General features: G+C 71.9%; 23 protein-coding genes. 12 read left to right on the top strand and 11 right to left on the bottom strand.

Annotated features, from left to right (window positions below; translation table 11 throughout):
- Nucleotides 1-25 precede the first annotated feature (25 nt).
- Entirely contained in the window at nucleotides 26-796 is a 771-nt protein-coding gene (locus tag ACQUQD_RS15465) for a group II truncated hemoglobin (RefSeq protein ID WP_428952657.1), read from the top strand.
- An 18-nt stretch (nucleotides 797-814) separates the two neighbouring features.
- Here ACQUQD_RS15465 and ACQUQD_RS15460 read toward each other — a convergent pair whose 3' ends face one another.
- Nucleotides 815-1,714 (bottom strand): helix-turn-helix domain-containing protein, encoded by a 900-nt coding sequence (locus tag ACQUQD_RS15460; protein WP_428952656.1) that lies wholly within the window; start codon nucleotides 1,712-1,714, stop codon nucleotides 815-817.
- 118 nt (nucleotides 1,715-1,832) lie between these two features.
- On the opposite strand from ACQUQD_RS15460, the gene ACQUQD_RS15455 reads away from it, so the two are divergent.
- Together ACQUQD_RS15455 and ACQUQD_RS15450 are read left to right on the top strand one after the other, a co-directional pair.
- Complete coding sequence (locus tag ACQUQD_RS15455; RefSeq protein ID WP_428952655.1) at nucleotides 1,833-2,876, top strand: NAD(P)-dependent alcohol dehydrogenase; 1,044 nt, start codon at nucleotides 1,833-1,835, stop codon at nucleotides 2,874-2,876.
- An 87-nt stretch (nucleotides 2,877-2,963) separates the two neighbouring features.
- Nucleotides 2,964-3,332, top strand: a complete 369-nt coding sequence (locus ACQUQD_RS15450) for a DUF1330 domain-containing protein (protein ID WP_428952654.1) — start codon at nucleotides 2,964-2,966, stop codon at nucleotides 3,330-3,332.
- Nucleotides 3,333-3,575: 243 nt separating this feature from the next.
- Here ACQUQD_RS15450 and ACQUQD_RS15445 read toward each other — a convergent pair whose 3' ends face one another.
- The 3 genes from ACQUQD_RS15445 to ACQUQD_RS15435 form a co-directional block, all read right to left on the bottom strand.
- Nucleotides 3,576-4,688, bottom strand: coding sequence for a hypothetical protein (locus ACQUQD_RS15445; protein ID WP_428952653.1), 1,113 nt, complete (start codon nucleotides 4,686-4,688; stop codon nucleotides 3,576-3,578).
- 58 nt (nucleotides 4,689-4,746) lie between these two features.
- Nucleotides 4,747-6,327, bottom strand: coding sequence for a M48 family metalloprotease (locus ACQUQD_RS15440; protein WP_428952652.1), 1,581 nt, complete (start codon nucleotides 6,325-6,327; stop codon nucleotides 4,747-4,749).
- Between the two features lie 123 nt (nucleotides 6,328-6,450).
- Nucleotides 6,451-7,542, bottom strand: coding sequence for a hypothetical protein (locus tag ACQUQD_RS15435; RefSeq protein WP_428952651.1), 1,092 nt, complete (start codon nucleotides 7,540-7,542; stop codon nucleotides 6,451-6,453).
- A gap of 56 nt (nucleotides 7,543-7,598) precedes the next feature.
- On the opposite strand from ACQUQD_RS15435, the gene ACQUQD_RS15430 reads away from it, so the two are divergent.
- The gene (locus ACQUQD_RS15430; protein WP_428952650.1) at nucleotides 7,599-8,771 is read left to right on the top strand and encodes a cystathionine gamma-synthase; all 1,173 of its coding nucleotides are present in this window, start codon (nucleotides 7,599-7,601) and stop codon (nucleotides 8,769-8,771) included.
- 14 nt (nucleotides 8,772-8,785) lie between these two features.
- Here the strand turns inward: ACQUQD_RS15430 and ACQUQD_RS15425 are convergent, their stop codons facing one another.
- From ACQUQD_RS15425 to ACQUQD_RS15415, 3 genes are all read right to left on the bottom strand, one after another.
- Complete coding sequence (locus ACQUQD_RS15425) at nucleotides 8,786-9,040, bottom strand: hypothetical protein (RefSeq protein WP_428952649.1); 255 nt, start codon at nucleotides 9,038-9,040, stop codon at nucleotides 8,786-8,788.
- Nucleotides 9,037-9,516 (bottom strand): sigma factor-like helix-turn-helix DNA-binding protein, encoded by a 480-nt coding sequence (locus ACQUQD_RS15420; RefSeq protein WP_428952648.1) that lies wholly within the window; start codon nucleotides 9,514-9,516, stop codon nucleotides 9,037-9,039. The genes ACQUQD_RS15425 and ACQUQD_RS15420 overlap by 4 nt, the downstream gene beginning before the upstream one ends.
- Nucleotides 9,517-9,591: 75 nt before the next feature.
- Entirely contained in the window at nucleotides 9,592-10,080 is a 489-nt protein-coding gene (locus tag ACQUQD_RS15415) for a MarR family winged helix-turn-helix transcriptional regulator (RefSeq protein WP_428957565.1), read from the bottom strand.
- A gap of 175 nt (nucleotides 10,081-10,255) precedes the next feature.
- Between ACQUQD_RS15415 and ilvA the strand changes: the two genes are divergently transcribed.
- The 3 genes from ilvA to ACQUQD_RS15400 all read left to right on the top strand — a co-directional run bounded on the left by ilvA (nucleotide 10,256) and on the right by ACQUQD_RS15400 (nucleotide 13,560).
- Complete coding sequence (ilvA, locus tag ACQUQD_RS15410; RefSeq protein WP_428952647.1) at nucleotides 10,256-11,497, top strand: threonine ammonia-lyase; 1,242 nt, start codon at nucleotides 10,256-10,258, stop codon at nucleotides 11,495-11,497.
- Between the two features lie 228 nt (nucleotides 11,498-11,725).
- Nucleotides 11,726-12,706: an ATP-binding cassette domain-containing protein gene (locus ACQUQD_RS15405; RefSeq protein ID WP_428952646.1), complete on the top strand. Its 981-nt coding sequence runs from the start codon at nucleotides 11,726-11,728 to the stop codon at nucleotides 12,704-12,706.
- Nucleotides 12,703-13,560 (top strand): ABC transporter permease, encoded by an 858-nt coding sequence (locus ACQUQD_RS15400; RefSeq protein WP_428952645.1) that lies wholly within the window; start codon nucleotides 12,703-12,705, stop codon nucleotides 13,558-13,560. The genes ACQUQD_RS15405 and ACQUQD_RS15400 overlap by 4 nt, the downstream gene beginning before the upstream one ends.
- Nucleotides 13,561-13,635: 75 nt before the next feature.
- Here ACQUQD_RS15400 and greA read toward each other — a convergent pair whose 3' ends face one another.
- Nucleotides 13,636-14,133 carry a transcription elongation factor GreA gene (greA, locus tag ACQUQD_RS15395; protein WP_428952644.1) on the bottom strand — a complete coding sequence of 166 codons (498 nt, stop codon included), beginning with the start codon at nucleotides 14,131-14,133 and terminating at the stop codon, nucleotides 13,636-13,638.
- 178 nt (nucleotides 14,134-14,311) lie between these two features.
- The gene (locus ACQUQD_RS15390; protein ID WP_428952643.1) at nucleotides 14,312-14,713 is read right to left on the bottom strand and encodes a DUF4307 domain-containing protein; all 402 of its coding nucleotides are present in this window, start codon (nucleotides 14,711-14,713) and stop codon (nucleotides 14,312-14,314) included.
- A 130-nt stretch (nucleotides 14,714-14,843) separates the two neighbouring features.
- Between ACQUQD_RS15390 and mca the strand changes: the two genes are divergently transcribed.
- The 3 genes from mca to ACQUQD_RS15375 all read left to right on the top strand — a co-directional run bounded on the left by mca (nucleotide 14,844) and on the right by ACQUQD_RS15375 (nucleotide 16,607).
- The gene (mca, locus tag ACQUQD_RS15385; RefSeq protein ID WP_428952642.1) at nucleotides 14,844-15,725 is read left to right on the top strand and encodes a mycothiol conjugate amidase Mca; all 882 of its coding nucleotides are present in this window, start codon (nucleotides 14,844-14,846) and stop codon (nucleotides 15,723-15,725) included.
- A gap of 19 nt (nucleotides 15,726-15,744) precedes the next feature.
- The gene (locus tag ACQUQD_RS15380) at nucleotides 15,745-15,957 is read left to right on the top strand and encodes a hypothetical protein (protein WP_428952641.1); all 213 of its coding nucleotides are present in this window, start codon (nucleotides 15,745-15,747) and stop codon (nucleotides 15,955-15,957) included.
- A gap of 65 nt (nucleotides 15,958-16,022) precedes the next feature.
- Complete coding sequence (locus tag ACQUQD_RS15375) at nucleotides 16,023-16,607, top strand: dihydrofolate reductase family protein (protein WP_428952640.1); 585 nt, start codon at nucleotides 16,023-16,025, stop codon at nucleotides 16,605-16,607.
- Between the two features lie 39 nt (nucleotides 16,608-16,646).
- Here the strand turns inward: ACQUQD_RS15375 and ACQUQD_RS15370 are convergent, their stop codons facing one another.
- Entirely contained in the window at nucleotides 16,647-19,856 is a 3,210-nt protein-coding gene (locus ACQUQD_RS15370) for a tetratricopeptide repeat protein (RefSeq protein ID WP_428952639.1), read from the bottom strand.
- Nucleotides 19,857-19,974: 118 nt separating this feature from the next.
- On the opposite strand from ACQUQD_RS15370, the gene ACQUQD_RS15365 reads away from it, so the two are divergent.
- Both ACQUQD_RS15365 and ACQUQD_RS15360 read left to right on the top strand, forming a co-directional pair.
- Entirely contained in the window at nucleotides 19,975-22,005 is a 2,031-nt protein-coding gene (locus ACQUQD_RS15365; protein ID WP_428952638.1) for a thioredoxin domain-containing protein, read from the top strand.
- Nucleotides 22,006-22,111: 106 nt separating this feature from the next.
- Nucleotides 22,112-22,411, top strand: a complete 300-nt coding sequence (locus ACQUQD_RS15360) for a hypothetical protein (RefSeq protein ID WP_428952637.1) — start codon at nucleotides 22,112-22,114, stop codon at nucleotides 22,409-22,411.
- A gap of 1 nt (nucleotide 22,412) precedes the next feature.
- On the opposite strand, the gene ACQUQD_RS15355 is transcribed toward ACQUQD_RS15360, so the two are convergent.
- A complete protein-coding gene (locus tag ACQUQD_RS15355; RefSeq protein ID WP_428952636.1) occupies nucleotides 22,413-23,021 on the bottom strand; it encodes a TetR/AcrR family transcriptional regulator in 609 nt (202 codons plus the stop codon).
- Between the last annotated feature and the right edge of the window lie 3 nt (nucleotides 23,022-23,024).

Raw genomic sequence — 23,024 nt, 5'->3', positions numbered from 1 at the left:
GGCCGCCCGTGTTCTTCTGGCTGCCATGACGACTCGCACGGTCGAATACATCCGGTACCGCATCGCCGAGGACCGCTCGGCCGCGTTCCTCGCCGCCTACACGCGCGCCGCCCGGCAGCTCGCCGCGTCACCGTACTGCGTCACCTACGAACTCACGCGCTGCGAGGAGGACTTCGAGCACTTCGTGCTGCGCATCGTGTGGACGTCGGCCAAGGACCACGTCGAAGGCTTCCGGACGTCGGAGCTGTTCCCGGACTTCCTCGCCGAGATCCGCCCGTACGTGGGCGACATCGACGAGATGCGCCACTACACACCGACCTCGGTGCGCGGCCGGGGCGCCGCCGAGCCCACCCTCTTCGCCTGGGCGGGCGGCGCCGAGGCGTTCGACCGGCTCACGTCCGTCTTCTACGCCAAGGTGCGAAGGGACGACCTGCTCGGCCCGCTCTTCGCCGGCCTGCCGGCCGAGCACGCCGAACACGTCGCGCTCTGGCTCGGCGAGGTCTTCGGCGGTCCGGCCGCCTACACGGAACAGCACGGCGGACACAGCCACATGGTCGCCAAGCACATCGGCAAGGGCATCACGGAGCGGCAGCGCCGCCGCTGGGTCAACCTCATCCACGACGCGGCGGACGAGGCGGACCTGCCCGCGGACGCCGAGTTCCGCTCCGCGTTCAGCGCCTACGTCGAGTGGGGCACCCGGCTCGCCGTCACCTTCTCCGGCCCGGACGCGAGCCGCCCGGCCGAGCAGCCGGTGCCGCGCTGGCACTGGGGCGCGGCGCCGCCGTACCAGCCGTGACAGGTACCGGGGGCGGCGTCAGGGGCGGGGCGTCCCGGTGTCCTGGGGCACCGCGTCCGTGCCCCAGCTCGCCAGCAGGCGCAGCGCCTCCGCGGCCGGGGAGCCCGGCTCCGCGTGGTACACGCACAGATACTGCTCGTCGTCGTCCGGCAGGTGCAGCGTCTCGTACGACAGGGTCAGCTCGCCGACCAGCGGATGCCGCATCCGCTTCACGCCGTGGCCCTTCTCCTTCACGTCGTGGGTGGCCCACAGCCGCCTGAACTCCTCACTCTTGACGGAGAGTTCACCCACCAGCGCCGACAGGTCCGGGTCGTCCGGGTGCTGGCCCGCGTACAGCCGCAGATAGCTGACCATGTCCGACGCCTTGGAGTCCCAGTCGCGGAACAGGTCCCGGTAGCCCGGGTCGAGGAACGTGAGCCGCGCCCAGTTCCGCTCCGCCGGCGGCAGCGCGCCCCAGTCGCCGAACAGCGCCGCCGCCATCCGGTTCCACGCGAGGATCTCGGAGCGCGCCCCGGCCACGTACGCGGGCACGCCCTCCAACGAGTCGAGCAGCTGCCGCAGCCCCGGCCGCACCGTCTGCCGCCGGGGCGGCCGCGCCCTGCGGCGCTGCTGCTTCGGCTTGGCCAGCCGGGTCAGATGCGCCTGCTCGGCATCGCTCAGCCGCAGGGCGCGCGCGATGGCGTCCAGCACCTCCGCCGACACATTGCGCCCGTTGCCCTGCTCCAGACGGGTGTAGTACGCCACCGAGACCCCGGCCAGCTGCGCCAGCTCCTCGCGCCGCAGCCCCGGCACCCGCCGGTGCCGCCCCATCGAGGCGATCCCCACGTCCTCCGGCTTGAGCCGGGCCCGCCGGGTGCGCAGGAACTCGCTGAGCTCGGCCCGCTGGTCGAGGCTGTCGGGAGCGGGGTTGTGGTCCATGCACTCAAGTATTCCCGGTCGTACGCCCCTGAGCCTGACCCCGTCAGTAGTAGGACCACTGGACGTACGCAAAGCGGTGACCTGGGTGAACAGGCTCGTGTCCGGCACGCTGGACACCATGACCACGACTGTTGCCGCATACGCCGCGCCCAGCGCCAAGGCTCCGCTGGAGCGCACCACCATCGAGCGCCGCACGGTCGGCGAGCACGACGTACTGATCGACATCGAATTCGCCGGAATCTGCCACTCCGACATCCACCAGGCCCGTGAGGGCTGGGGCGAGGCCATCTTCCCGATGGTCCCCGGGCACGAGATCGCCGGTGTCGTCTCCGAGGTCGGCCCCGGCGTCACCAAGTTCAAGGTCGGCGACCGCGTCGGCGTCGGCTGCATGGTCGACTCCTGCCGCGCGTGCGAGCCCTGCCTGGCCGGGCAGGAGCAGCACTGCGTCCGCGGGAACGTCGGCACGTACAACGCCGTCGGCAAGGACGGCGAGCCCACCTACGGCGGCTACTCCCAGAAGGTCGTCGTCGACGAGGCCTTCACCGTCCGCATCCCCGACGGCCTCTCCCTCGACGTGGCCGCGCCGCTGCTCTGCGCCGGCATCACCACGTACTCCCCGCTGAAGCACTGGGGCGCCGGCCCCGGCAAGAAGGTCGCCGTGGTCGGTCTCGGCGGCCTCGGCCACATGGCCGTCAAGATCGCGCACGCCCTCGGCGCGGAGGTGACGGTCCTGTCCCAGTCGCTGCGCAAGAAGGACGACGGCCTGAAGCTGGGCGCCGACCACTACTACGCGACCAGCGACGAGCAGACCTTCAAGGACCTGGCGGGCACGTTCGACGTGATCCTCTCCACGGTCTCCGCGCCCCTCGACTTCGGCGCGTACCTGAGCCTGCTGAAGACGGGCGGCGCCCTGGTGAACGTCGGCGCCCCCGAGGAGCCCATCGCCCTCAATCTGTTCTCCCTCATCGGCGGGAACAAGACCCTCGCCGGTTCGATGATCGGCGGCATCGCCGAGACCCAGGAAATGCTCGACTTCTGCGCCGAGCACGGCCTGGGCGCCGAGATCGAACTGATCGAGGCGAGCCAGATCAACGAGGCGTACGAGCGGGTCCTCGCCTCCGACGTGCGCTACCGCTTCGTGATCGACGCGGCGACCATCTGAGCGCCTTACCCCGCGAGTAATCGACGCCCTCCCCGGGCTCCGACAGGATCGAACCCGTATCCACCGGAACCCGAGGAGGGCTCGCTCATGACCGCCTACGCCATCGCAGTGCTGCGTCCCACGCCCCCGGTGCACCCCGACGTCCTGGAGTACATCGAGCGGGTCCAGTCCACCTTCGAGCCCTACGGCGGCCGCTTCCTGTCGCACGGCAAGCAGGGCGAATGGCTGGAGGGACGCAGCCTCGGAGACCTGGTCATCGTCGAGTTCCCCGATCTCCCGCAGGCCCACGCCTGGTACGCGTCCCCCGCCTACCAGGAGATCCTCCCGCTGCGCACCGCCCACATCCCCGGCGAGCTGGTCTTCCTGGAGGGCGTGCCGGGCGACTACGACGCGGGGCGGACGGCGGGGGCGATGCGCGAGGCGTCGAGCCGTCCGGATGTGGCGCCTGCCGTGTGACAGCGCGCCCAGCGGTGCGCGTGCGCCGAGCTGGACGGATGGGCGAGCGGCGGGTCCCCGCGCCGTACCTGCAACGACCGGTACGGCAACGGCGCCAGCCGCAGATCGCGCTCGGGGTCCCACTGCACCCGGCGGGTGCCTGCTTCAGCTCCCGCTTCCGGGAGGCCTGATCGGTGTGCACGCCGCGCTCCCGCTTCCACACCGCCGGGAAACGGCCGGCAGGCCCGTGGCCGCCTCGGCCCCTCAGGACCCGGTGCCGGCCCGCGCCACCTGCGCCGCGCAATAGTCCCGCACCTTCACGTACCGCGTCGCCGGATCCCCGTAGTACGACCACGGGGTCGTGCCCGCGTAGCCGTCGGCGAGGCGGAACTGGGCCAGGGCCTCCTCGTAGCGGTTCTGCCAGTACAGGAAGCTGCCGAGCAGGTGGCGGGCCGGAGCGACGGCCGGGTCGTGGGGGTTCGCGGCGTGTGCCGCCGCCACGTCGGCGAGGGCCGCGTCCGTCGCCGCGACGATCTCCGGGCGCCGGTAGTACTCGCCGGGGTTGAGGTCGTCGTGCGCGATCTCGTACTCGAAGTAGGCGTCGAGGACGATCGTGGACAGGAGCTGACCGGGGGCGCCCTTCGCCGCGGCCGCCCTGCCGAACGCCTCCGCCTCCTCGTGCGAGCCCCGCCACTTCGCGCACCAGTACTGCAGCGCGGAACGGTGCGCGGCCAGGTGGTACGGGTCCCGCTTCTCGATCTCGGCCCAGATCGCGGCGAACGCCTCGTGCGGGTAGCCGAGGCCCATCGCCAGCGGCAGCTCCGCGACGAACGGGCACGGGTCGTCGCCGGCCGCGTCCTGCGCCGCGCCGAACGCCTCCTTCGCCTGCGCGAGCACCCGGTGGAAGCCGTCGAACTGCTCGCGCGTCGTGCTCCTCGCCTGCGCGCTGCCGCGGATCTCCCAGGCCAGATAGACCAGGGAACGGGCGTGGACCAGCGCCGCGCCCGGGTCCCGCGGCCGCGCCGCGCGCCACGCGGTCAGCCACGCGTCGTCCTTCACGGCCTCCTCGGCGAGCAGGACGGAGCGCCGGTCGCGCTCCTGCCAGTCCGTGCCCGCGCCCTCCAGGTACTGCGCGCCGGACTCCCAGTTCCCCGCGCCGAGAGCCGACGTGACGTGCTCGGCCGCCGGGTCGGGGGCGGTCGCCCGCTCGCCGTCGACCTGTGCGACGGGCACCAGGCCGAGCCGGGCCCCCGCCTCGGCGATCTGGGCGTCGGAGAACCTGCCGACGTCCCGGTGGTGCCGGCGCCGGATCCCGACGGTACGGACGATGACGATCACGGCGGCGACGACGGCCACGATCAGGGCGATGCGGTTCACTTGGTCCTGCTCTCCCGGAAGTTCTGAAGAAGGTGGGTGGCTGAGGGCTGTCCGGGGCTCACGCCGCCGGGGCGAGGAGCTGCCGCAGGACCGCCGTGTCCGGCACGTCCGCCACCGCCGCGTCCAGCGCCCGCGTCAGCCACTCCTGGTCGGCGCCGGACAGCCGCAGCGTCGCCGGGCCCGACCAGGACAGCTCGAAGTGCGCCGCGCCGCGCGCGATCAGGTCGACGGCCGTCAGGTCGGAGAGCAGGCGGCGCAGCCGGGGCCGGGCGAACTCGCGCGCCGCGCGGCCCGTCGCGGCCGCCGCCTCCTGCGACTTGGGCAGCCGGTCGGCGACCTGCCACATCCCGCCCGCGTCGATGGCCGAGAGGACCGACTCCAACGAGCCGTCGCCGCCGGTCACCTCACGCGCCGCCTGCCGCAACGGCTCCGCCGACCTGTCGACGTACGTGGTCATCGACTCGTGCACGAGCTGCGTCCAGTCCGCGCTGCGGCGCAGGCCGAGCGCGGCGGGGGACAGGGCGGCCTGCTCCAGGGCCGCGAACATGGCCGCCGGATCGGCGAGGAGACCGAGCGCGGGGCCCGCCGCCCGCGACCGGCGCCCGTCGTCGGGGAGCTGCTCGATACGGGCCACGCGGTCGGCCATCGGCGGGTGCGTGTCGTAGGCGGAGCGCTCCTCCTGCGGCAACTCGGCGCGCATCTCGTCGAGTTCACCCGAGCGGGCGGCCAGCAGATGACGCAGACCGCCGAACACCTCGCCCTGCGGCGGCAGCAGCCCCGCGCCGGTGCCGAGCGTCGCGTACGAGTCGAAGTAGAAGTCGAACGCGGCGCTCAGGGCCGGGATCTCGCGCAGCGCCGACGCCGTCGCGTCCCGGCCCGCGATCCGGGCGGCCGTGAGGTCGGCGGCGTACTCCTGGCGGCGCATGGTGCCCCGCATGGCCCGCACGTAGAACGTCCCGTACCAGATGAAGGGCTTGGCGGCGATGCGGTAAGTGACGCCCGCGTAGCCGGTGTCGACCTCGCGTGCCGCCTTGCCCTTCGCGACTCGCCGGGCCTCCTTCGCCTCCGCCTTCTCGCGCTCCTGGGACCGCTTGGCGGCGGAGCGCTCCAGGAGCGTGGAGACGGTGCGGGAGATCTGCTCGAAGCCGCGCCGGTTGATCGCGCCGAGCCGGGTGTCGGCGTTGGAGTAGTGGCCGAACTCGTGGGCCAGCACACCGATCAGCTGCGCCTCGTCGAGGCCGCTGAGCAGCGGGGCGCCGATCCGCAGCACGCGACGCCCGGAGCGCAGGCCCAGCAGGCGCGACTCCTCGTGGACGGCGGCGTTCACCTCGGGCACCAGATAGATCTCGTCCGGGGCCCGGGTGCCGGCCCGCTCGGCGAGATCGCGCACCACGGCCCACAGCCGGGGCTCCTGCCGCTCGTCGACGCGCAGACCGTCGGCCGGCGGCTCGAACTTCGGGCTGCGCACGGCGAACATGCCCTGCACGACCGGGATCGCGACGACGACGCTGAGGAAGACCAGTTTGAGGGCGCCGCCGCCGTGACCACCGGAGATGATCGACCAGTCGAGCGCGCCGAGCAGACCGAGCAGCACGAAGCCGACCAGATAGAAACCGAGCAGCAGAACGAGAGCGCGCACGGCGCGCAGAGTGGAGCCCATCGGGCAATTCCCCCCACGGGAACAAAAAAATGCAGGTGAACATACATGTGGGGGGAACGGGAGTATGGCACAGCCGCCGGGGCACCGGCGACCGGACTTCCCTCAGTGCCGCAGCGTGGCCGGGCTCCCGCCGTTCGCCTCGTAGCCGGCCACCGCGAGCGCGCGGTACACGGCGTACGAAGACGCCGGGTCCTCCTCCGCGGTCCAGGGGATCGCGCCCACGTGCCCGTCCACGCGCACCAGTTGCTGCATGGCCTCGGACCACCGCTCGCCGCGCACGAGGAAGAACACCAGCAAGTGGCGTACGTGGGCGAGCATCGGGTCGTCGGGCCGGGCGGCGTTCACCGCGAACAGGGCGCCGTGCAGCGCCTTGGTCACGACCTCGCTCTCGTAGAAGCCGCGCACGAAGTTCACGTCGGGCAGGTGCTCGTACAGCGCGAAGAGGGGCAGCGCGGCCAGCAGCGAGCCGCGCGGGGCACGCGCCGCGGCGGCCTCGGCGAACGCGAAGGCCTGCTCGCGCGAACCGTGCCACTTCTCGGTCCAGTAGCGCAGACCGGCCAGATGGGCCCCCATGTGCCCGGGCGCCGTGTCCAGGATCTTCAGCCACAGCTGCTCGAACTCGGACTGCGAGTACCCGAGTCCGCGCGCGATCGCCAGCTGCGTGATGTGCGGGACCGGGTCGCCCGGCGCGAGCAGCGCGGCCTGCTCACAGGCGCCCCGCGCCTCCTCCAGGATGATCCGCTGCTCGTCCGGCGTGCCACCGCCCCGCCAGGCCTGCTGCACCAGGAACTCTGCGAAGACCTGCGCCCCGCCCGCGTCCTTGGGCTGCTGCGCCCGCCACGCGTGCAGCCACCCGGCGCCGACGCGCGGCGTCTGCTGCAGCTCCAGCGCGGCGGCCCCGGCGATCGCCTGCACCCGCTCCCAGCGGGCTTCGGTCTCCTTGCCGGTCCCGGCGAGCAGTTGCGAAGCCGCCGTGAAATCCTGATTGCGCTGCACGACGGCCATCACGTCGAGCAGATCCTGGTCGGGGCCCGGCAGCCGGACGTCGAGGTCCTCCTGCCGTACGAAGCCGTAGTCGGCCGGATCGGCGGCGTCCGGCGACCCCGGGGCGACCTGACGGATACCGCCGCGCCGCCGCAGCATCACCACCCAGGCGATCATCAGCACGGCCATCAGGACCCAGAGAATTCCCATACCTCCAAAGCTAACCGAGGCGGAGCCGGCGCCGAGGAGCACTACTCTCGGGGCACATGAGCGACACGCACAGCCACAGCGGAGCCCCCCGAGGCTTCGAGACGACCGCCATCCACGCCGGGAACACGGCCGACCCCGTCACCGGCGCCGTCGTCCCGCCGATCTACCAGGTCTCCACGTACAAGCAGGACGGCGTCGGCGGCCTGCGCGGCGGCTACGAGTACAGCCGCAGCGCCAACCCGACGCGGACCGCCCTGGAGGAGAACCTCGCCGCGCTGGAGGGCGGCCGGCGCGGCCTCGCCTTCGCCTCCGGCCTGGCCGCCGAGGACTGCCTGCTGCGGACCCTGCTGAGCCCGGGCGACCACGTGGTCATCCCGAACGACGCCTACGGCGGCACGTTCCGGCTGTTCGCCAAGGTCGTCTCGCGCTGGGGCGTGGAATGGTCGGTCGCCGACACCAGCGACGTCGCCTCGGTGCGCGCCGCCCTCACCCCGAAGACCAAGGCGGTCTGGGTCGAGACGCCCTCGAACCCGCTGCTCGGCATCACGGACATCGCCGCCGTCGCCCAGGTGGCCCGCGAGGCCGGCGCCCGGCTCGTCGTCGACAACACCTTCGCCAGCCCCTACCTCCAGCAGCCGCTCGCGCTCGGCGCGGACGTCGTCGTCCACTCGATGACGAAGTACATGGGCGGTCACTCGGACGTGGTCGGCGGCGCCCTCGTCGTCAACGACCAGGCCCTGGCCGACGACTTGGCGTACCACCAGAACGCGATGGGCGCGGTGGCCGGGCCGTTCGACTCCTGGCTCGTGCTGCGCGGCATCAAGACGCTGCCCGTGCGCATGGACCGGCACAGCGAGAACGCGGGCCGGGTCGCCGAGATGCTCACCCGCCACCCGCGCGTCACCAAGGTCCTCTACCCGGGGCTGTCCGAGCACCCGGGCCACGAGATCGCCGCCAAGCAGATGAGGGCGTTCGGCGGCATGGTGTCGTTCCAGGTCGAGGGCGGCGAGGAGGCGGCCGTCGAGGTCTGCAACCGTGCGCAGCTCTTCACGCTCGGCGAGTCCCTCGGCGGCGTCGAGTCGCTGATCGAGCACCCGGGCCGCATGACGCACGCGTCCGTCGCGGGCTCGGCCCTCGAAGTGCCCGCCGACCTCGTCCGCCTCTCCGTGGGCATCGAGTCGGCCGACGACCTGCTGGCCGATCTCCAGCAGGCGCTCGGCACGAAGTAGCGGTCAGCGGACCGTCACCAGCCGGTCAGCGGTGGAGTCGTCTCGGAGGGCGGCTCCACCCACGGGCGCGCCAGCGTCGCCCACACCAGGAACGCCACCACCGCGGTGCACAGCACGCACCACGCCAGCCGCCGGGCGATCCGCCGGCGCCGCAGCACCCGGCCGCCCCTGCGCATCGCCTCCGCGCACAGCTCGCCCGGCACCACCGGGGGCGGCGCGGCATCGAGCACCGCGCGCACCGTCGCCTCCTTGCGCTCCTGAAGGCTCATACCGGAGCCGTCCCGTGCAGGGCGGTGGGCGCGGGGTCGCGCGGCGGGTGCAGGACGAGGGCCATCGCGCGGTGGTGCAGGGCCCGTACGCGCTCCGCGGGCAGCCCGAGCAGCGCCGCCACCTGTTCCTCGCCGATGCCCTCGAACAGCCGCAGCACGAGGACCAGACGCTCCTGGGGCGTCAGATGCCCCAGTACGCCGCCGTGTCCACGGTGCCGGCGCCAGGTCCCGCGCGCGAAGCGGACGCCTAGTTCCTTGCGGGCGCAGTCGTAGGGATCCTCACCCCGAAGACGGTCCCAGGAGGCATACGTACGCGTGAGGGCGGCCGTGAGCAGCTTTCGCGCGCGCGGGTTGTCGTCGTGCGGTTCGGCGGTGAGCAGCGTGGCGGCATGCAGCAGCCGCCCTGCCGCGCCCGCGACGAACGCCTCGAACTCCCGGGCCCGGCGGGCGTTCCTGGACGCCTGCCGTTCGCGCACGCTTCATATGAGGCCCGCCGCGGCCCCCTGGTCAAGAGGCGGGAGCCGCGGCGGTGCGCAGGAGGGCCAGGAGCCTCAGGAGTCGGCAGCGGGCGCCGGCTGGCCCGACTGGCGTGCGGACAGGGCGGTGTTGAAGCGCGTCAGGAGCGCGCAGAACTGCTCGCGCTCCTCCGGGGCCCAGTCCTGCGTCAACTGGGCCATCAGCTCTCGCCTCGACGAGCGGACCTCGTCGAGGCGGGACAGACCGCGCGGCGACAGCTGGAGCACCACGGCGCGGCCGTCCTCCGGATGGGAGGTGCGCTTGACGAGGCCCGTGTCGACGAGCGGGGCGACCTGACGGGTCACCGTCGAGGAATCGATCCCCATGCTCGACGCGAGCGCCTTGACGCCCATCGGTCCCTCTTTGTCGAGGCGGTTGAGCAGCAGGTACGCGGCTCGGTCCATCGAGTTGCGCACCTGCCCGACCCCGCCGAGCCGGGTCTGTTCGGCGCGACGGGCGAAGACCGCCACCTCGTGCTGCAGCGTTTCGAGGAGGCCGGTGTCGCCGGCGGTCGTCATGTCCATCGTTTCCTGTGGTGTGGGCATGGCCGGGGGCTCACTTCATGCGTGGGTGGTGGATTGCACTGGATTGGGGCACAGGGTACGCGGCGAAAGCGCTGGCCGTACCTGCGCTGCGCAATCCGGTCTCGGAGCGTGAACATCCCGAGAGACGTACGCCGTGAGCTGCGAGACTTCGGTCATGAGCTACAGCGCCTCTGACTCCTTGCCGCACTCTCTGCCCGCCGTCACTCTCGACGACGTGCGCGGCGCTCAGAAGATGCTCTCCGGGGTGGCGCGGGTGACGGCCATGGCGCACAGCCACCACCTCTCCCAGCTGCTCGGCACCCCCGTCCACCTCAAGTGCGAGAACCTCCAGCGGACCGGATCATTCAAGCTGCGGGGCGCCTACGTGCGCATCGCGGGGCTGCTGCCGGAGGAGCGCGCCGCCGGGGTCGTCGCCGCGAGCGCGGGCAACCACGCGCAGGGCGTGGCCCTCGCCTCCTCGCTCCTGGGCGTGCGCTCCACGGTGTTCATGCCGGTCGGCGCGCCCCTGCCGAAGGTCGCCGCGACCCGTGACTACGGCGCCGAGGTGCGGCTGCACGGACAGGTGGTGGACGAGACGCTGGCGGCGGCGCAGGAGTACGCGCGCGAGACCGGCGCCGTCTTCATCCACCCCTTCGACCACCCGGACGTCGTCGCGGGCCAGGGCACGCTCGGCCTGGAGATCCTGGAGCAGTGCCCGGAGGTGCGCACGATCGTCGTGGGCATCGGCGGCGGCGGTCTCGCGGCGGGCATCGCCGTCGCGGTGAAGGCGGTGCGGCCCGACGTGCGGGTGATCGGCGTCCAGGCGGAGGGCGCGGCCGCGTACCCGCCCTCGCTGGCGGCCGGGCACCCCGTCCCGGTCGCGCACCCGGCGACCATGGCCGACGGCATCAAGGTGGGGCGGCCCGGCGACATCCCCTTCGAGCTCGTGCGGAACCTGGTCGACGAGGTCCGCACGGTGTCGGAGGACGCCCTGTCCAGCGCCCTGCTGCTCTGTCTGGAGCGGGCCAAGCTGGTCGTCGAACCGGCCGGCGCGAGCCCCGTGGCGGCGTTGCTCAGCGAACCCGGGGCGTTCGAGGGGCCGGTGGTCGCGCTGCTCTCCGGCGGCAATGTCGACCCGCTCCTGATGCAGCGCATCCTCACCCACGGCATGGCCGCGGCGGGCCGCTACCTCTCGCTGCGCCTGCGGCTCACCGACCGCCCCGGCGCTCTGGCCACGCTCCTCGGGGTGTTGTCAGTGGCGGATGCCAATGTTCTCGACGTGAGCCACGTCCGCACCGATCCGCGTCTCGGGCTCACGGAGGCGGAGGTGGAGCTGCACCTGGAGACCAAGGGACCCGCGCACTGCGCCGAGGTCGAGGCAGCCCTGCGGTCGGCGGGCTACACGGTCATCGACTGACCTCCGCGCGGCGATCCGCCGGGTCTCGGGAAAATCCCTTGAGGAGACGCGATACATCGCGATACTGTGTGTGCCGCATCACTCTTCACCGGGCATTCACAAGCGGGCAAATCTAGAATTTCTCCACGCAAGGTCCGCAAGGCCACACAGCACGCATTCGCATTGAGTACGGCACGCATCGAGCACAGCACGCATTGAGCTGAATCACCCACACACTGGGGGAACCACATGCCAGGCGCCATCTACGCCGAAGGTCTGGTCAAGACCTTCGGCGATGTAAGGGCCCTGGACGGCGTCGATCTGGATGTACCAGAAGGCACCGTCCTCGGGCTGCTCGGGCCCAACGGAGCGGGCAAGACCACGGCCGTGCGCTGCCTGACGACCCTGCTCACGCCGGACAGCGGCAAGGCGGTCGTCGCGGGCATCGACGTCCTGAAGCATCCGAACGAGGTACGGCGCTCGATCGGCCTGTCCGGCCAGTTCGCCGCGGTCGACGAGTACCTGACGGGCCGCGAGAACCTGCAGATGGTCGGCCAGCTCTACCAGATGAAGGCCAAGCAGGCGAAGGCCCGGGCGGGCGAGTTGCTGGAGCGGTTCAACCTCGCGGACGCCGCCGACCGCCCCTCCAAGACGTACTCCGGCGGCATGCGCCGCCGCCTCGACCTCGCGGCCGCGCTCGTCGTCTCCCCGCCCGTCATGTTCATGGACGAGCCGACCACCGGCCTCGACCCGCGCAACCGGCAGCAACTGTGGGAGGTCATCCAGGAGCTGGTCGCCGGCGGTACGACGCTGCTGCTGACCACGCAGTACCTGGAGGAGGCCGACCACCTGGCGCACGACATCTGCGTCGTCGACCACGGCCGCGTCATCGCCCGCGGCACCTCCGACCAGCTCAAGGCGCAGACCGGCGGCGAGCGCGTCGAGGTCGTCGTGCACGAGCGCGAGCACATCGACACCGCCCGCCAGGTCCTGGCCGGCTTCGGCAAGGGCGAGGCCACCGTCGACCAGCACACCCGCAAGCTCACCGTCCCGGTCACCGGCGGCGCGAAGCTCCTCGCGGAGGTGATCCGGGAGCTGGACGCCCGGGGCATCGAGATCGACGACATCGGGCTGCGCCGCCCGACCCTGGACGACGTGTTCATCTCGCTGACCGGCCACCTGGCGGAGGAGTCGCAGGACGCGGAGCAGGACGAGGAGGCACGTAAATGAGCGCCGTCACCGACACCGCGCGCACACCGCGCGCGGCGGGCGGCATCGGCCGGTCCGTCCGGGACTCGCTGGTGGTCGCCAAGCGCAATCTGATCCGGATGACGCGGATCCCCGAGATGATCCTCTTCGGGATCATCCAGCCGGTGATGTTCGTGGTGCTGTTCACGTACGTCTTCGGCGGCTCCATGAGCGTCGGGGGATCCACCGACCCGGACGTCTACAAGAACTTCCTGATGGCCGGCATCTTCGCCCAGACCGTCACCTTCGCCACGGCGGGATCCGCCGCGGGGATCGCCGACGACATGCAGAAGGGGCTCGTCGACCGCTTCCGCTCGCTCCCCATGGCCCGCGGCGCGGTCCTCACCGGCCGCACGGTCGCCGACCTCGTGCAGACCTCCATCACCCTGCTCGTCCTCGCGATCGTGGCGCTGCTCGTGGGCTGGCGCACCGGCTCGGACGAGCCGACGAACGCCGGAAGGGTGCTGGGCGGCTTCGCCCTGCTGCTCCTCCTCGGCTACGCGTTCACCTGGATCGGCGCGCTGATCGGCCTGTCCGTCCGGACCCCGGAGGCGGCGACCTCGGGAGGGATCATCTGGCTGTTCCCGGTGACGTTCATCTCGAACGCGTTCGTGGACACCAGCATGATGACGCCCTGGCTGCGGCACGTCGCCGACTGGAACCCCTTCAGCGCCACCGTGCAGGCGTGCCGGGTGCTCTTCGGCAACCCCGGGGTCTCGCCGTCCTCGGCCTGGCCCATGCAGCACCCGGTGTGGGCGTCGCTGATCTGGTCCGTCGTGATCATCGTGGTCTTCCGCACCCTCGCGGTCCGCAAGTACCGCAACGCGACGGCCTGACCGGCCCCCGGTCACCGCACGACGAGGCCCCCGGAGCAGCCGCTCCGGGGGCCTCGTCGCATGGCACAGGCGGCGTCAGCCGTTGTACGGCTCCGCCGTGAGGACCTTCACCGAGGCGAACTTGCCGTTCGGCAGCTCGTACTCGGCGTCCTCACCGACCTTCTTGCCGTTCACGCCGGTGCCCAGGGGCGACTGCGGCGAGTACGTCTCGATATCGGCGCTCGCGTACTCGCGGGAGGCGAGCAGGAAGCTCAGGGTGTCGCTCTCGTCACCGTCGAAAGCGATCGTGACGACCATGCCGGGCGCGACGACACCGGTGGCGGCCGGGGCCTCGCCGACCTTCGCCTTCTCCAGGAGCTGGGTCAGCTGGCGGATGCGGAGCTCCTGCTTGCCCTGCTCCTCCTTGGCCGCGTGGTACCCGCCGTTCTCGCGCAGGTCCCCCTCCTCGCGCGCAGCCGCGATCTTCTGCGTGACTTCCTCGCGCGCGGGACCAGACAGGTACGCCAGCTCGTCCTTGAGCTTGGTGTACGCCTCCTGCGTCAGCCAGGTGACGTCTTCGCTGGTCTGGGTCACAGGTCGCTCCTCGTAGGTACTGGGAATACAAAGCATCGCCCTACCCAGAAGGATGTTCCCTTACGGGTGGGCGAAACCACGAGCCTAACAATTCAGCGGTCGAAGGGGGAGGACATAAGGCATCAGTTTTACGTCAACGCAGGTCAGCGACGATCAGCCGCAACAGAAGTGACACACGTCAGTCGGCGTGGCAGCCGATCAGCTCCGCCGTCGTTCCCTTGCCCGCCGTACGCAGCGTGACGACCTTGTCGATCCGGTCCGTGCGCTGGTCGAAGCGGAAGTCGGCGCGGCCCACCTCGGCCTGGTCCGCGTCCTGCGAGCGGATCGTGCAGTAGCCGCTCGCGCCGGTGTCCTTGCGGATCTCCAGATGCACCTGGACATGGTCGTCGTACGGCTGGAAGGCGATGACCTCGCCGCTGAACGTGTTGCCGACGACGTAGTACCAGCCGAACCAGCCCACCAGTGCGGCGAAGAGCGTGCCCAGCACGATCGCGGCGATCCGGAGCTTCCGGTCGGCGCGGGCGTCGGCCGCGCGCGAGGATCCGTAGCGGCCCTCGGGCAGCTGCTGCACGGCGCTCATCGGCCAGTTCCTCTCGCCTCGCCCGTCAACATACGGGCGCCGGAATTTTCCGCCCCCCGGTTCGGTCACTATAGAAGCGCCCATTGCGCCGAATCACACCAGGGCGCCTTAATTCACCGAGGATCTTGTCTTGACTGAGCAGCTGCGACTGATGGCCGTTCATGCCCACCCCGACGACGAGTCGTCGAAGGGCGCGGCCACCATGGCCAAGTACGTGTCCGAGGGGGTGGACGTGCATGTCGTCACCTGCACGGGAGGCGAGCGCGGCTCCATCCTCAACCCGAAGCTCCAGGGGGACAAGTACATCGAGGAGCACATCCACGAGGTGCGCCGCAAGGAGATGGAGGAGGCCCGCGAGATCCTCGGCGTCAAGCAGGACTGGCTGGGCTTCGTCGACTCCGGCCTGCCCGAGGGCGACCCGCTGCCGCCGCTGCCCGAGGGCTGCTTCGCCCTGGAGGACGTCGACTACGCGGCCGGCCGGCTGGTGCGCCAGATCCGCTCCTTCCGTCCCCAGGTCATCACGACCTACGACGAGAACGGCGGCTACCCGCACCCCGACCACATCATGACCCACAAGATCTCGATGGTGGCCTTCGACGGAGCGGCCGACGCCGAGAAGTACCCGGAGGCCGAGTTCGGCCCGGTCTTCCAGCCGAGCAAGCTCTACTACAACCAGGGCTTCAACCGGCCGCGCACCGAGGCGCTGCACCACGCCATGATCGAGCGGGGCCTGGAATCGCCGTACGCGGACTGGCTCAAGCGCTGGGACGAGTTCGAGCGGGTCGAGCGCACGCTGACCACGCACGTCCCGTGCGCCGACTTCTATGAGATCCGTGACAAGGCGCTGATCGCGCACGCCACGCAGATCGACCCCGACGGCGGCTGGTTCCGCGTCCCGATGGAGATCCAGAAGGCCGTCTGGCCCACCGAGGAGTACGAGCTCGCGAAGTCGCTCGTCGATACCTCCCTCCCCGAGGACGACCTCTTCGCGGGCGTCCGTCACAATGCCTGATGTGACATCGAATCTGGCAATGACCCATCTCGTCCCCCTCGCCGCGCAAGAGGTCGACGAGAACAAGGTGACTCCGGGCGTGCTCGGCTTCATCGTCTTCGCGGTGATGGCTCTCGCCGTCTGGGGCCTGATGAAGTCGATGAACCGGCACATGGGCAAGGTCGACTTCAAGGAGAAGGCACCGGCCGAGCCGGTCGGCGCCGACACCGGCAAGCCGGCCGAGCGCTCCTAGCCTCCCGGGGCGACCTCCCGGGCGTGCCCGCGATGAGTTTCGCGGGCGCGCCGGGTCGTACAGGTATGAGCCCTGTACTGATGCACGCGGTCGTCTCCGTCGACGGATACATCGCCGACGCCGAGGACGGCGTCGGCCCGCTGTTCGACTGGTACGGCAACGGCGACACGCCGCTCGGCGACGCCGGCCGTTTCCGGATCTCCAAAGCGTCCGCCGACTACACCCGGCCCCTGTGGGACAGCCTCGGCGTGACCGTCATGGGCCGGCACCTCTTCGACCTCACCGACGGGTGGGACGCGAAGCCGCCGGCCGGCGAGCACGTCGTCGTGGTCTCGCACCGGCCCCGGCCCGAGAGCTGGCACCCCGAGGCGTCCCACTACCACTTCGTCGACGACGTGGCCGAGGGCATCGCCCGCGCCAAGGACCTCGCGGGCGACCGGAGCGTGGCCCTCACCGCCGGCGACGTCGGCGGCCAGGCCTTCGCGCTCGGCCTCGTCGACGTCGTGGCCATGGACGTCGCCCCGGTCTTCTTCGGCTCGGGCAAGCGCTTCTTCGGCTCCGCCGACGCCCAGCAGCTCCTCGAGGACCCGCACGTGGTGATCCAGGGCGACCGGGTACTGCACCTGCAGTACCGCACCCGCCGCCCCTAGAACCTGCCCGGCCCGGACCTGCCCGGCCCGGATCCGGCCTCAGGCCGAGTCCGCGCCGACCACCACCCCCATCACGTCCCGCGCGTGGCGGTTCGGCACCATCCCGAGCCGCCACGCCTGCCAGCCCGCGTCCAGCTCCACACCCCGCTCCAGCAGCAGCAGATACGCCGCCACGAAGTCGTCGAGCTTGCCGTCGCGGGTCGGGTTGGAGGTGCGGGCCAGCTGGGACAGCTCCTCCTGGGCGACCGCCGTGCCGACCTCCGAGCCGCCGGGCGAGGCGTACGGCAGAAGCGTGCAGCGCAGGAACGTCGCCCAGTCCTCACCGCGCCGGTCGCCGTACGAGGCGAAGAGGGCCGCCGCGTCCTCGCAGAGCGCCATCGCCTGCTGGAGCCGGGCGTTGCCCGCGTCGACGACCGCCAGTTCCAGGCACGTCCACGCCTCGCCGTGCGCGACGCCGATGCGCTGGAAGTCGGCCCGCGCGTCCACCAGGAGCTGGCGGGCGAAACCGGAGTTGCGCAGCGAGCCCGTCTGCGCCGCCCGCTGGTCGCGGGTCACCCGCGCCGAGTGGTGCCGGGCGCACGCGAGCCCGTAGACGTCACGCATCCGGGAGAACATCGTCCGGGACTTCTCCAGCTCCCGCACCGCCTGGTCCAGGTTGCCGGTCTCCTCCAGGGCCTGGCCCAGGTAGTAGTACGTCCAGGCCTCGCCGCGCGCGTCCTCGTTGTCGCGGTGCCGGGACGCCGCCTGGCGCAGGCCGTCGACCGCCGCCGACGCGTCACCGTCGACCAGGCGGGCGCGGGCCAGCTGGGTCATCGCCCAGGCCTCACCGCGGGCGTCGCGGGTGCGGCCGTACAGGTCGAGGGCCGAGCGGAGCTCCTCGTCGGCGCGCGGGACGTCCCCCATGCGCAGACACAGCTGGCCCAGCTGGAAGTGCGCCCAGGCCTCGCCGTGCAGCGACTCGTTCTCCCGGTGCAGGACGAGCGCGTCCGTGAGCAGGCCCAGGGACTCGCGGACGTGGGCCCGGTCCCGCTCGACGGCCGCGAGCGCGTGCAGCGTCCAGCCACGGTCGCCCCTGGTCTCCGGCGTCGTCTGGAGATCGAGCGCCTCCCGCAACTTCGCGGTCGCGTCCGCGAGTTGACCCTGGTGGTGCAGCGTGATGCCGAGCGAGCACAGCGCGCGGGCCTCGCCCGCCTGATGGTGTGCCTCGCGATACAGGTCGACCACCGACGACAGCGTCGTGCGCGCCTTGTCGAGCTCGCCGAGCTGACGGGCCGCGATACCCGTGCGCCACTGGACCGAGCGCACGAGCAGTCCCTGGTCGATGGCCTGCGTCAACTCGCTGATCTCACCGAGCCGGTACAGGTCGCCCCGCAGGAGGCAGTAGTCGCACAGCGCGCCCAGCAGGCCGAGCACCGCGTCCTGGTTGACGCCCTCCGCGTGCCGCAGCGCCGCCGTGATGAAACTCGACTCGTCGTCCAGCCAGCGCAGCGCCGCGTCCAGCGACGTGAAGCCGTGCGGGCCCGGCTGCCCGGCACGCGTCGACATGTTGCCGTCGACCAGGCGGATCACCGAGTCGGCGAGCTCCGCGTAGTTCTGGATGAGGCGCTCCTGCGCCGCCGTGCGCTCCGCGGGCTCCTCCTCGTCCGCGAGACGGGCCTGCGCGAACGAGCGGACCAGGTCGTGCAGCCGGTACCGGCTGCCGCGGACGTGGTCGATGAGGCCCGCGCGGGACAGCGCCGTCAGATGGCGGACGGCCTCCTGCTCACCGGTGGCGAGCAGCGCCGCAGCCGCGGCCGAGCCGAGCGAGGCCCGCCCGGCGAGCGCGAGGCGGCGCAGCAGCCGGCGGGCCGCGTCGGACTGGTCGGTGTAGCGCAGCCACAGCACGCGCTCCACCGGCTCCACGGGCCCGTACGCGCTCAGGTCCGTCGCCAGCTGCCGCGTCGTGCGCGGACCGATCGCCGAGCCCGCGATGCGCAGCGCGAGCGGCAGACCGCCGCACAACTCCCTTACCTCATCGGTGGATTCGGCGTCGTACGGACCGCTCGCGTCCTCCGCGGCATCCCGCAGCAGCTCCTCCGCGCCCGCCGCGTCCAGCGCCTCCACCGGCAGCTGGTGCACCCAGGCCGGCGTCTCCCCGTCGAGGGCGAGCGGCTTGCGGGAGGTGACGACGACGAGGCTGTCGGAGCGCTCGGGAATGAGCGTGCGCACCTGGCCGGCGTCCTCGGCGTCGTCCAGCACGATCGTCACCGGCAGCCCGGTCAGATGCTGGTGGTACAGCTCGCTCAGCCGCTTGACCTGCTGGTCCTGCGACGAACGCTCCCGGAACAGCAGCTGCTCGCGCGGCGCGCCCAGCCGGTTCAGCAGATGCAGCAGCGCGTCCCGCGTCGTCAGCGGCGGCGCGTCCGCCCGGTCCCCGCGCAGGTCCACCACACACGCCCCGCGGAACTGGTCCCGCAGCTCGTGCGCGGCCCGCACCGCCAGCGTCGTACGCCCCGAACCCGGCGCCCCGTGCAGCACCACCACCGTCGGCCGGGTCTCCGTGCTGGCCCGCGCCGCGTGCACCCACTGCGCGATCCGTGACACGGCGGCCCGACGGCCCGCGAACGGCCCCTCCGGCTCAGGGAGTTGACCGAACGACTGCTCCAGAACACTCCTGCGCCGCGCGGCCGCGCTCTTGTCGGTGCGCCGCAGCTGGGGCGAGGCCGACTTCTTCGTGGTGCCGGTGCTGGCCGCCAGCACCCGCTGCTGGTCCAGGAACGGCCGGATGCCCCGCACCTCCAGCGCCGTCAGCCACTGGAGCCTCAGCTGCTCGGGCCCGCCCGGCTGGTTCAGGGCGCCCGCGCTGCGGCTCGCCGCCGGCAGGTGCGACGCGGTCACCTTGGCGACGGTGGCGGCGGCGCCGAGCACGGCGACCGCGGCACCGGCCCCCACGGCGACCCCGGTGCCCGCCCCGAGCGCCAGGTCGGCCACGACCGCGGTGACGGCCCCGACCCCCGCCACCATCAGGGGAGTCGACCCGCCCTCCTTGGCGAACCGGTCCCCGAACGACATCTGCCCCGCCGCCGCCTCGTCCAGGGCCCGGGTGTACGCCGCGTACTCCTCGGCGGCGGTCTGCCCCATGGCGTCGAGCGCCGCCTTGGCCCGCGACAGGAGCACGCCCCCGTCGGTACGGCCGCCGGAGCGCCTGACCTCCTCCTCCACGGCCCGGGCCAACAGCCGCTCGGCCTCCGCCCGATGGCTGTCTCGCATCTTCGGTCCCCCTCCGGTGGTGACAGTTCCGGGTCAAGTGTCCTGCGTATGGGGTGAAGGCGCGAGGGTCCCTGCGATCAAAGACAGGACGGTGACCACGATGGGCGAGGATGGGGGCATGCCGAACCGACTGGCCCAAGAGACGTCCCCCTACCTCCTCCAGCACGCCGACAACCCGGTGGACTGGTGGCCCTGGTCGGCCGAGGCCTTTGACGAGGCGCGGCGGCGGGGGGTGCCGGTGCTGCTCAGCGTCGGGTATTCCAGCTGCCACTGGTGTCATGTGATGGCGCACGAGTCCTTCGAGGACGACGCCACCGCCGCGGTCATCAACGAGCACTTCGTCAGTGTCAAGGTCGACCGCGAGGAGCGCCCCGACGTCGACGCCGTCTACATGGAGGCCGTCCAGGCCGCCACCGGCCAGGGCGGCTGGCCCATGACCGTGTTCCTCACCCCGGACGCCGAGCCCTTCTACTTCGGTACGTACTTCCCGCCGGAGCCCCGCCACGGCATGCCGTCCTTCACCCAGGTCCTTCAGGGCGTGCGGGACGCGTGGACGGACCGGCGCGGCGAGGTCAGTGAGGTCGCCGCGAAGATCACCGCCGATCTCGCGGGGCGTGAACTGCCCTACGGGGACGCGCAGGTGCCCGGCGAGGGCGAGCTGGCGCAGGCGCTGCTCGGGCTGACGCGGGAGTACGACACGACGTACGGCGGGTTCGGCGGCGCGCCCAAGTTCCCGCCGTCCATGGTCGTCGAGTTCCTGCTGCGCCACCACGCGAGGACCGGTGCCGAGGGCGCGCTGCAGATGGCCGTCGACACCTGCGAGCGGATGGCGCGCGGCGGGATCTACGACCAGCTGGGCGGCGGGTTCGCGCGGTACTCCGTGGACCGCGAGTTCACCGTGCCGCACTTCGAGAAGATGCTCTACGACAATGCGCTGCTGTGCCGGGCCTACGCCCACCTGTGGCGCTCGACGGGCTCGGAGCTCGCCCGGCGTATCGCTCTGGAGACCGCCGACTTCATGGTGGGTGAACTGCGCACGAACGAGGGCGGGTTCGCCTCCGCGCTGGACGCCGACAGCGAGGATCCGGCGAGCGGCGAGCACGTCGAGGGCGCCTACTACGTCTGGACGCCGCAGCAGTTGACCGAGGTGCTCGGCGCCGAGGACGGCGCGGTCGCCGCCCGCTACTTCGGCGTCACGCAGGAGGGGACCTTCGAGGAGGGCGCCTCGGTTCTCCAACTGCCGCAGGACGAAGCGGTGTTCGACGGTGAGCAGATCGCCGGTATCCGGCAGCGGCTGCTGGCCGCGCGCGCGGAGCGGCCCGCGCCCGGCCGGGACGACAAGGTCGTCGCCGCCTGGAACGGGCTCGCGGTCGCCGCCCTCGCCGAGACCGGCGCGTACTTCGGGCGACAGGACCTGGTGGACGCCGCCGTGTGCGCGGGGGACCTGCTCGTGCGGCTGCACATGGACCCGCTGGCCCGGCTCTCGCGCACCAGCAAGGACGGTCGAGCCGGCCAGAACAGCGGGGTGTTGGAGGACTACGCGGATGTCGCCGAGGGGTTCCTCGCGCTCGCGTCGGTGACCGGGGAGGGGGTGTGGCTGGAGTTCGCCGGGTTCCTGCTCGACCACGTCCTCGACCGCTTCGTGGACCGTGAGAGCGGTGCCCTGTACGACACGGCCGTCGACGCCGAGCAGTTGATCCGGCGGCCGCAGGACCCCACCGACAACGCGACGCCCTCCGGCTGGACCGCCGCCGCCGGGGCTCTGCTCTCGTACGCCGCGCACACCGGCTCCGAACCCCACCGGGCCGCCGCAGAAAAGGCGTTGGGCGTGGTCAGGGCGCTCGGCCCGCGGGCGCCGCGGTTCATCGGCAACGGGCTCGCGGTCGCCGAGGCGCTGCTCGACGGGCCGCGCGAGATCGCCGTCGTGGGGGAGGTGGGCGGCCGGATGCACCACGCCGCGCTCACCGGCATCGCGCCCGGCGCCGTCGTCGCCGCGGGACCCGAGGGCAGCGGCGAACTTCCGCTGCTCGCGGACCGGCCGCGGGTCGACGGGCAGGAAACCGCGTACGTCTGCCGTCATTTCGTGTGCGATGCGCCGGTGACGGATGTCGACCGGCTGGGCGTGATCCTGACGCAGACGCAGCAGTAGCGCGTCCCCGTCCGCGGTCTCGGACCGGCCGGGCCGGCAGAAGGAACAGGAGCGGCAGGCGGGGCGCCCGGGTTTTGGGTGTCCCGCCTGCTGACATACGTACGACATGAACCGTGCTCTCGTCGCGGCGGCGCTGACCGGCGCCTTACTGACCGCGCTCCCCGCCGCCGACACCGTCCACCGCGGCACCACCGGGTGCTTCACCTGGTCCTGGAAGGACGGCGGCGTCCTGACCACGACCGTCTACTACCGGAACCGGTGCGCCGCCGCCCACACCTTCCGCATCCACTGGTCGTCGGCCGCGTCCGGCACCGAGGACATCCGGGTCAAGGGCGGTGAGAAGGGCTCCACCTGGAGCTTCCACTCGCTGAAACCGACCGGGTTCAGCGATCTGGGACCCGCGTGAGCTACAGCCCGTGCTGCACGGTGTCCAGGGCGCGCAGCGTGAGGTCGCGCAGATCGCTCTCGTGGTCGTGCTCGGCCCAGTACATCGTGGCCTCCATCAGGGCGCCGACCAGGGCCATCGCGTAGACCCTGACCTCCAGGTCGCCCGCGTCGCGGCCGGTGCGCTCGGCCAGGACGCGGCACATCATCTGGCCGGTGACCGACATCGACTCCATCATCCGCGAGCGCACCGCGGGCACCTCGGCCTGCAGGCGGGTGCGCAGCCGGGCCACCTCGGGCGGCTCGCTGTGCAGCGCGAGCTGCAGGCTGCGGTCGATGACGTGCCGCAGTGACTCCACGATGGGCTCGTCCGCGGGCCGGGCCCGCAGTTCGCGCTCCAGGATCGGGTCGAACTCGTCCGTGAGGACGATGTCCTCCTTGGTCGGGAAGTACCGGAAGACGGTGGAGGGCGACACCTCGGCGGCCTCGGCGATCTGCTCGACGGTCGTCGCGTCGTACCCCTGCTCCAGGATCAGACGGTAGGTCGCCTCGCGGATCGCCAGGCGGGTCTTGAGCTTCTTGCGTTCGCGGAGCCCGAGCTTGGGTTCCGAGGTCTGTGCTGAGGCGGCCATGGC

This window comes from Streptomyces sp. cg35, assembly GCF_050410835.1.
Classification (GTDB): Bacteria; Actinomycetota; Actinomycetes; order Streptomycetales; family Streptomycetaceae; genus Streptomyces.
The sequence above is the reverse complement of the archived record's forward strand: the minus strand, read 5'-3'. Positions and strand labels throughout refer to the sequence as shown.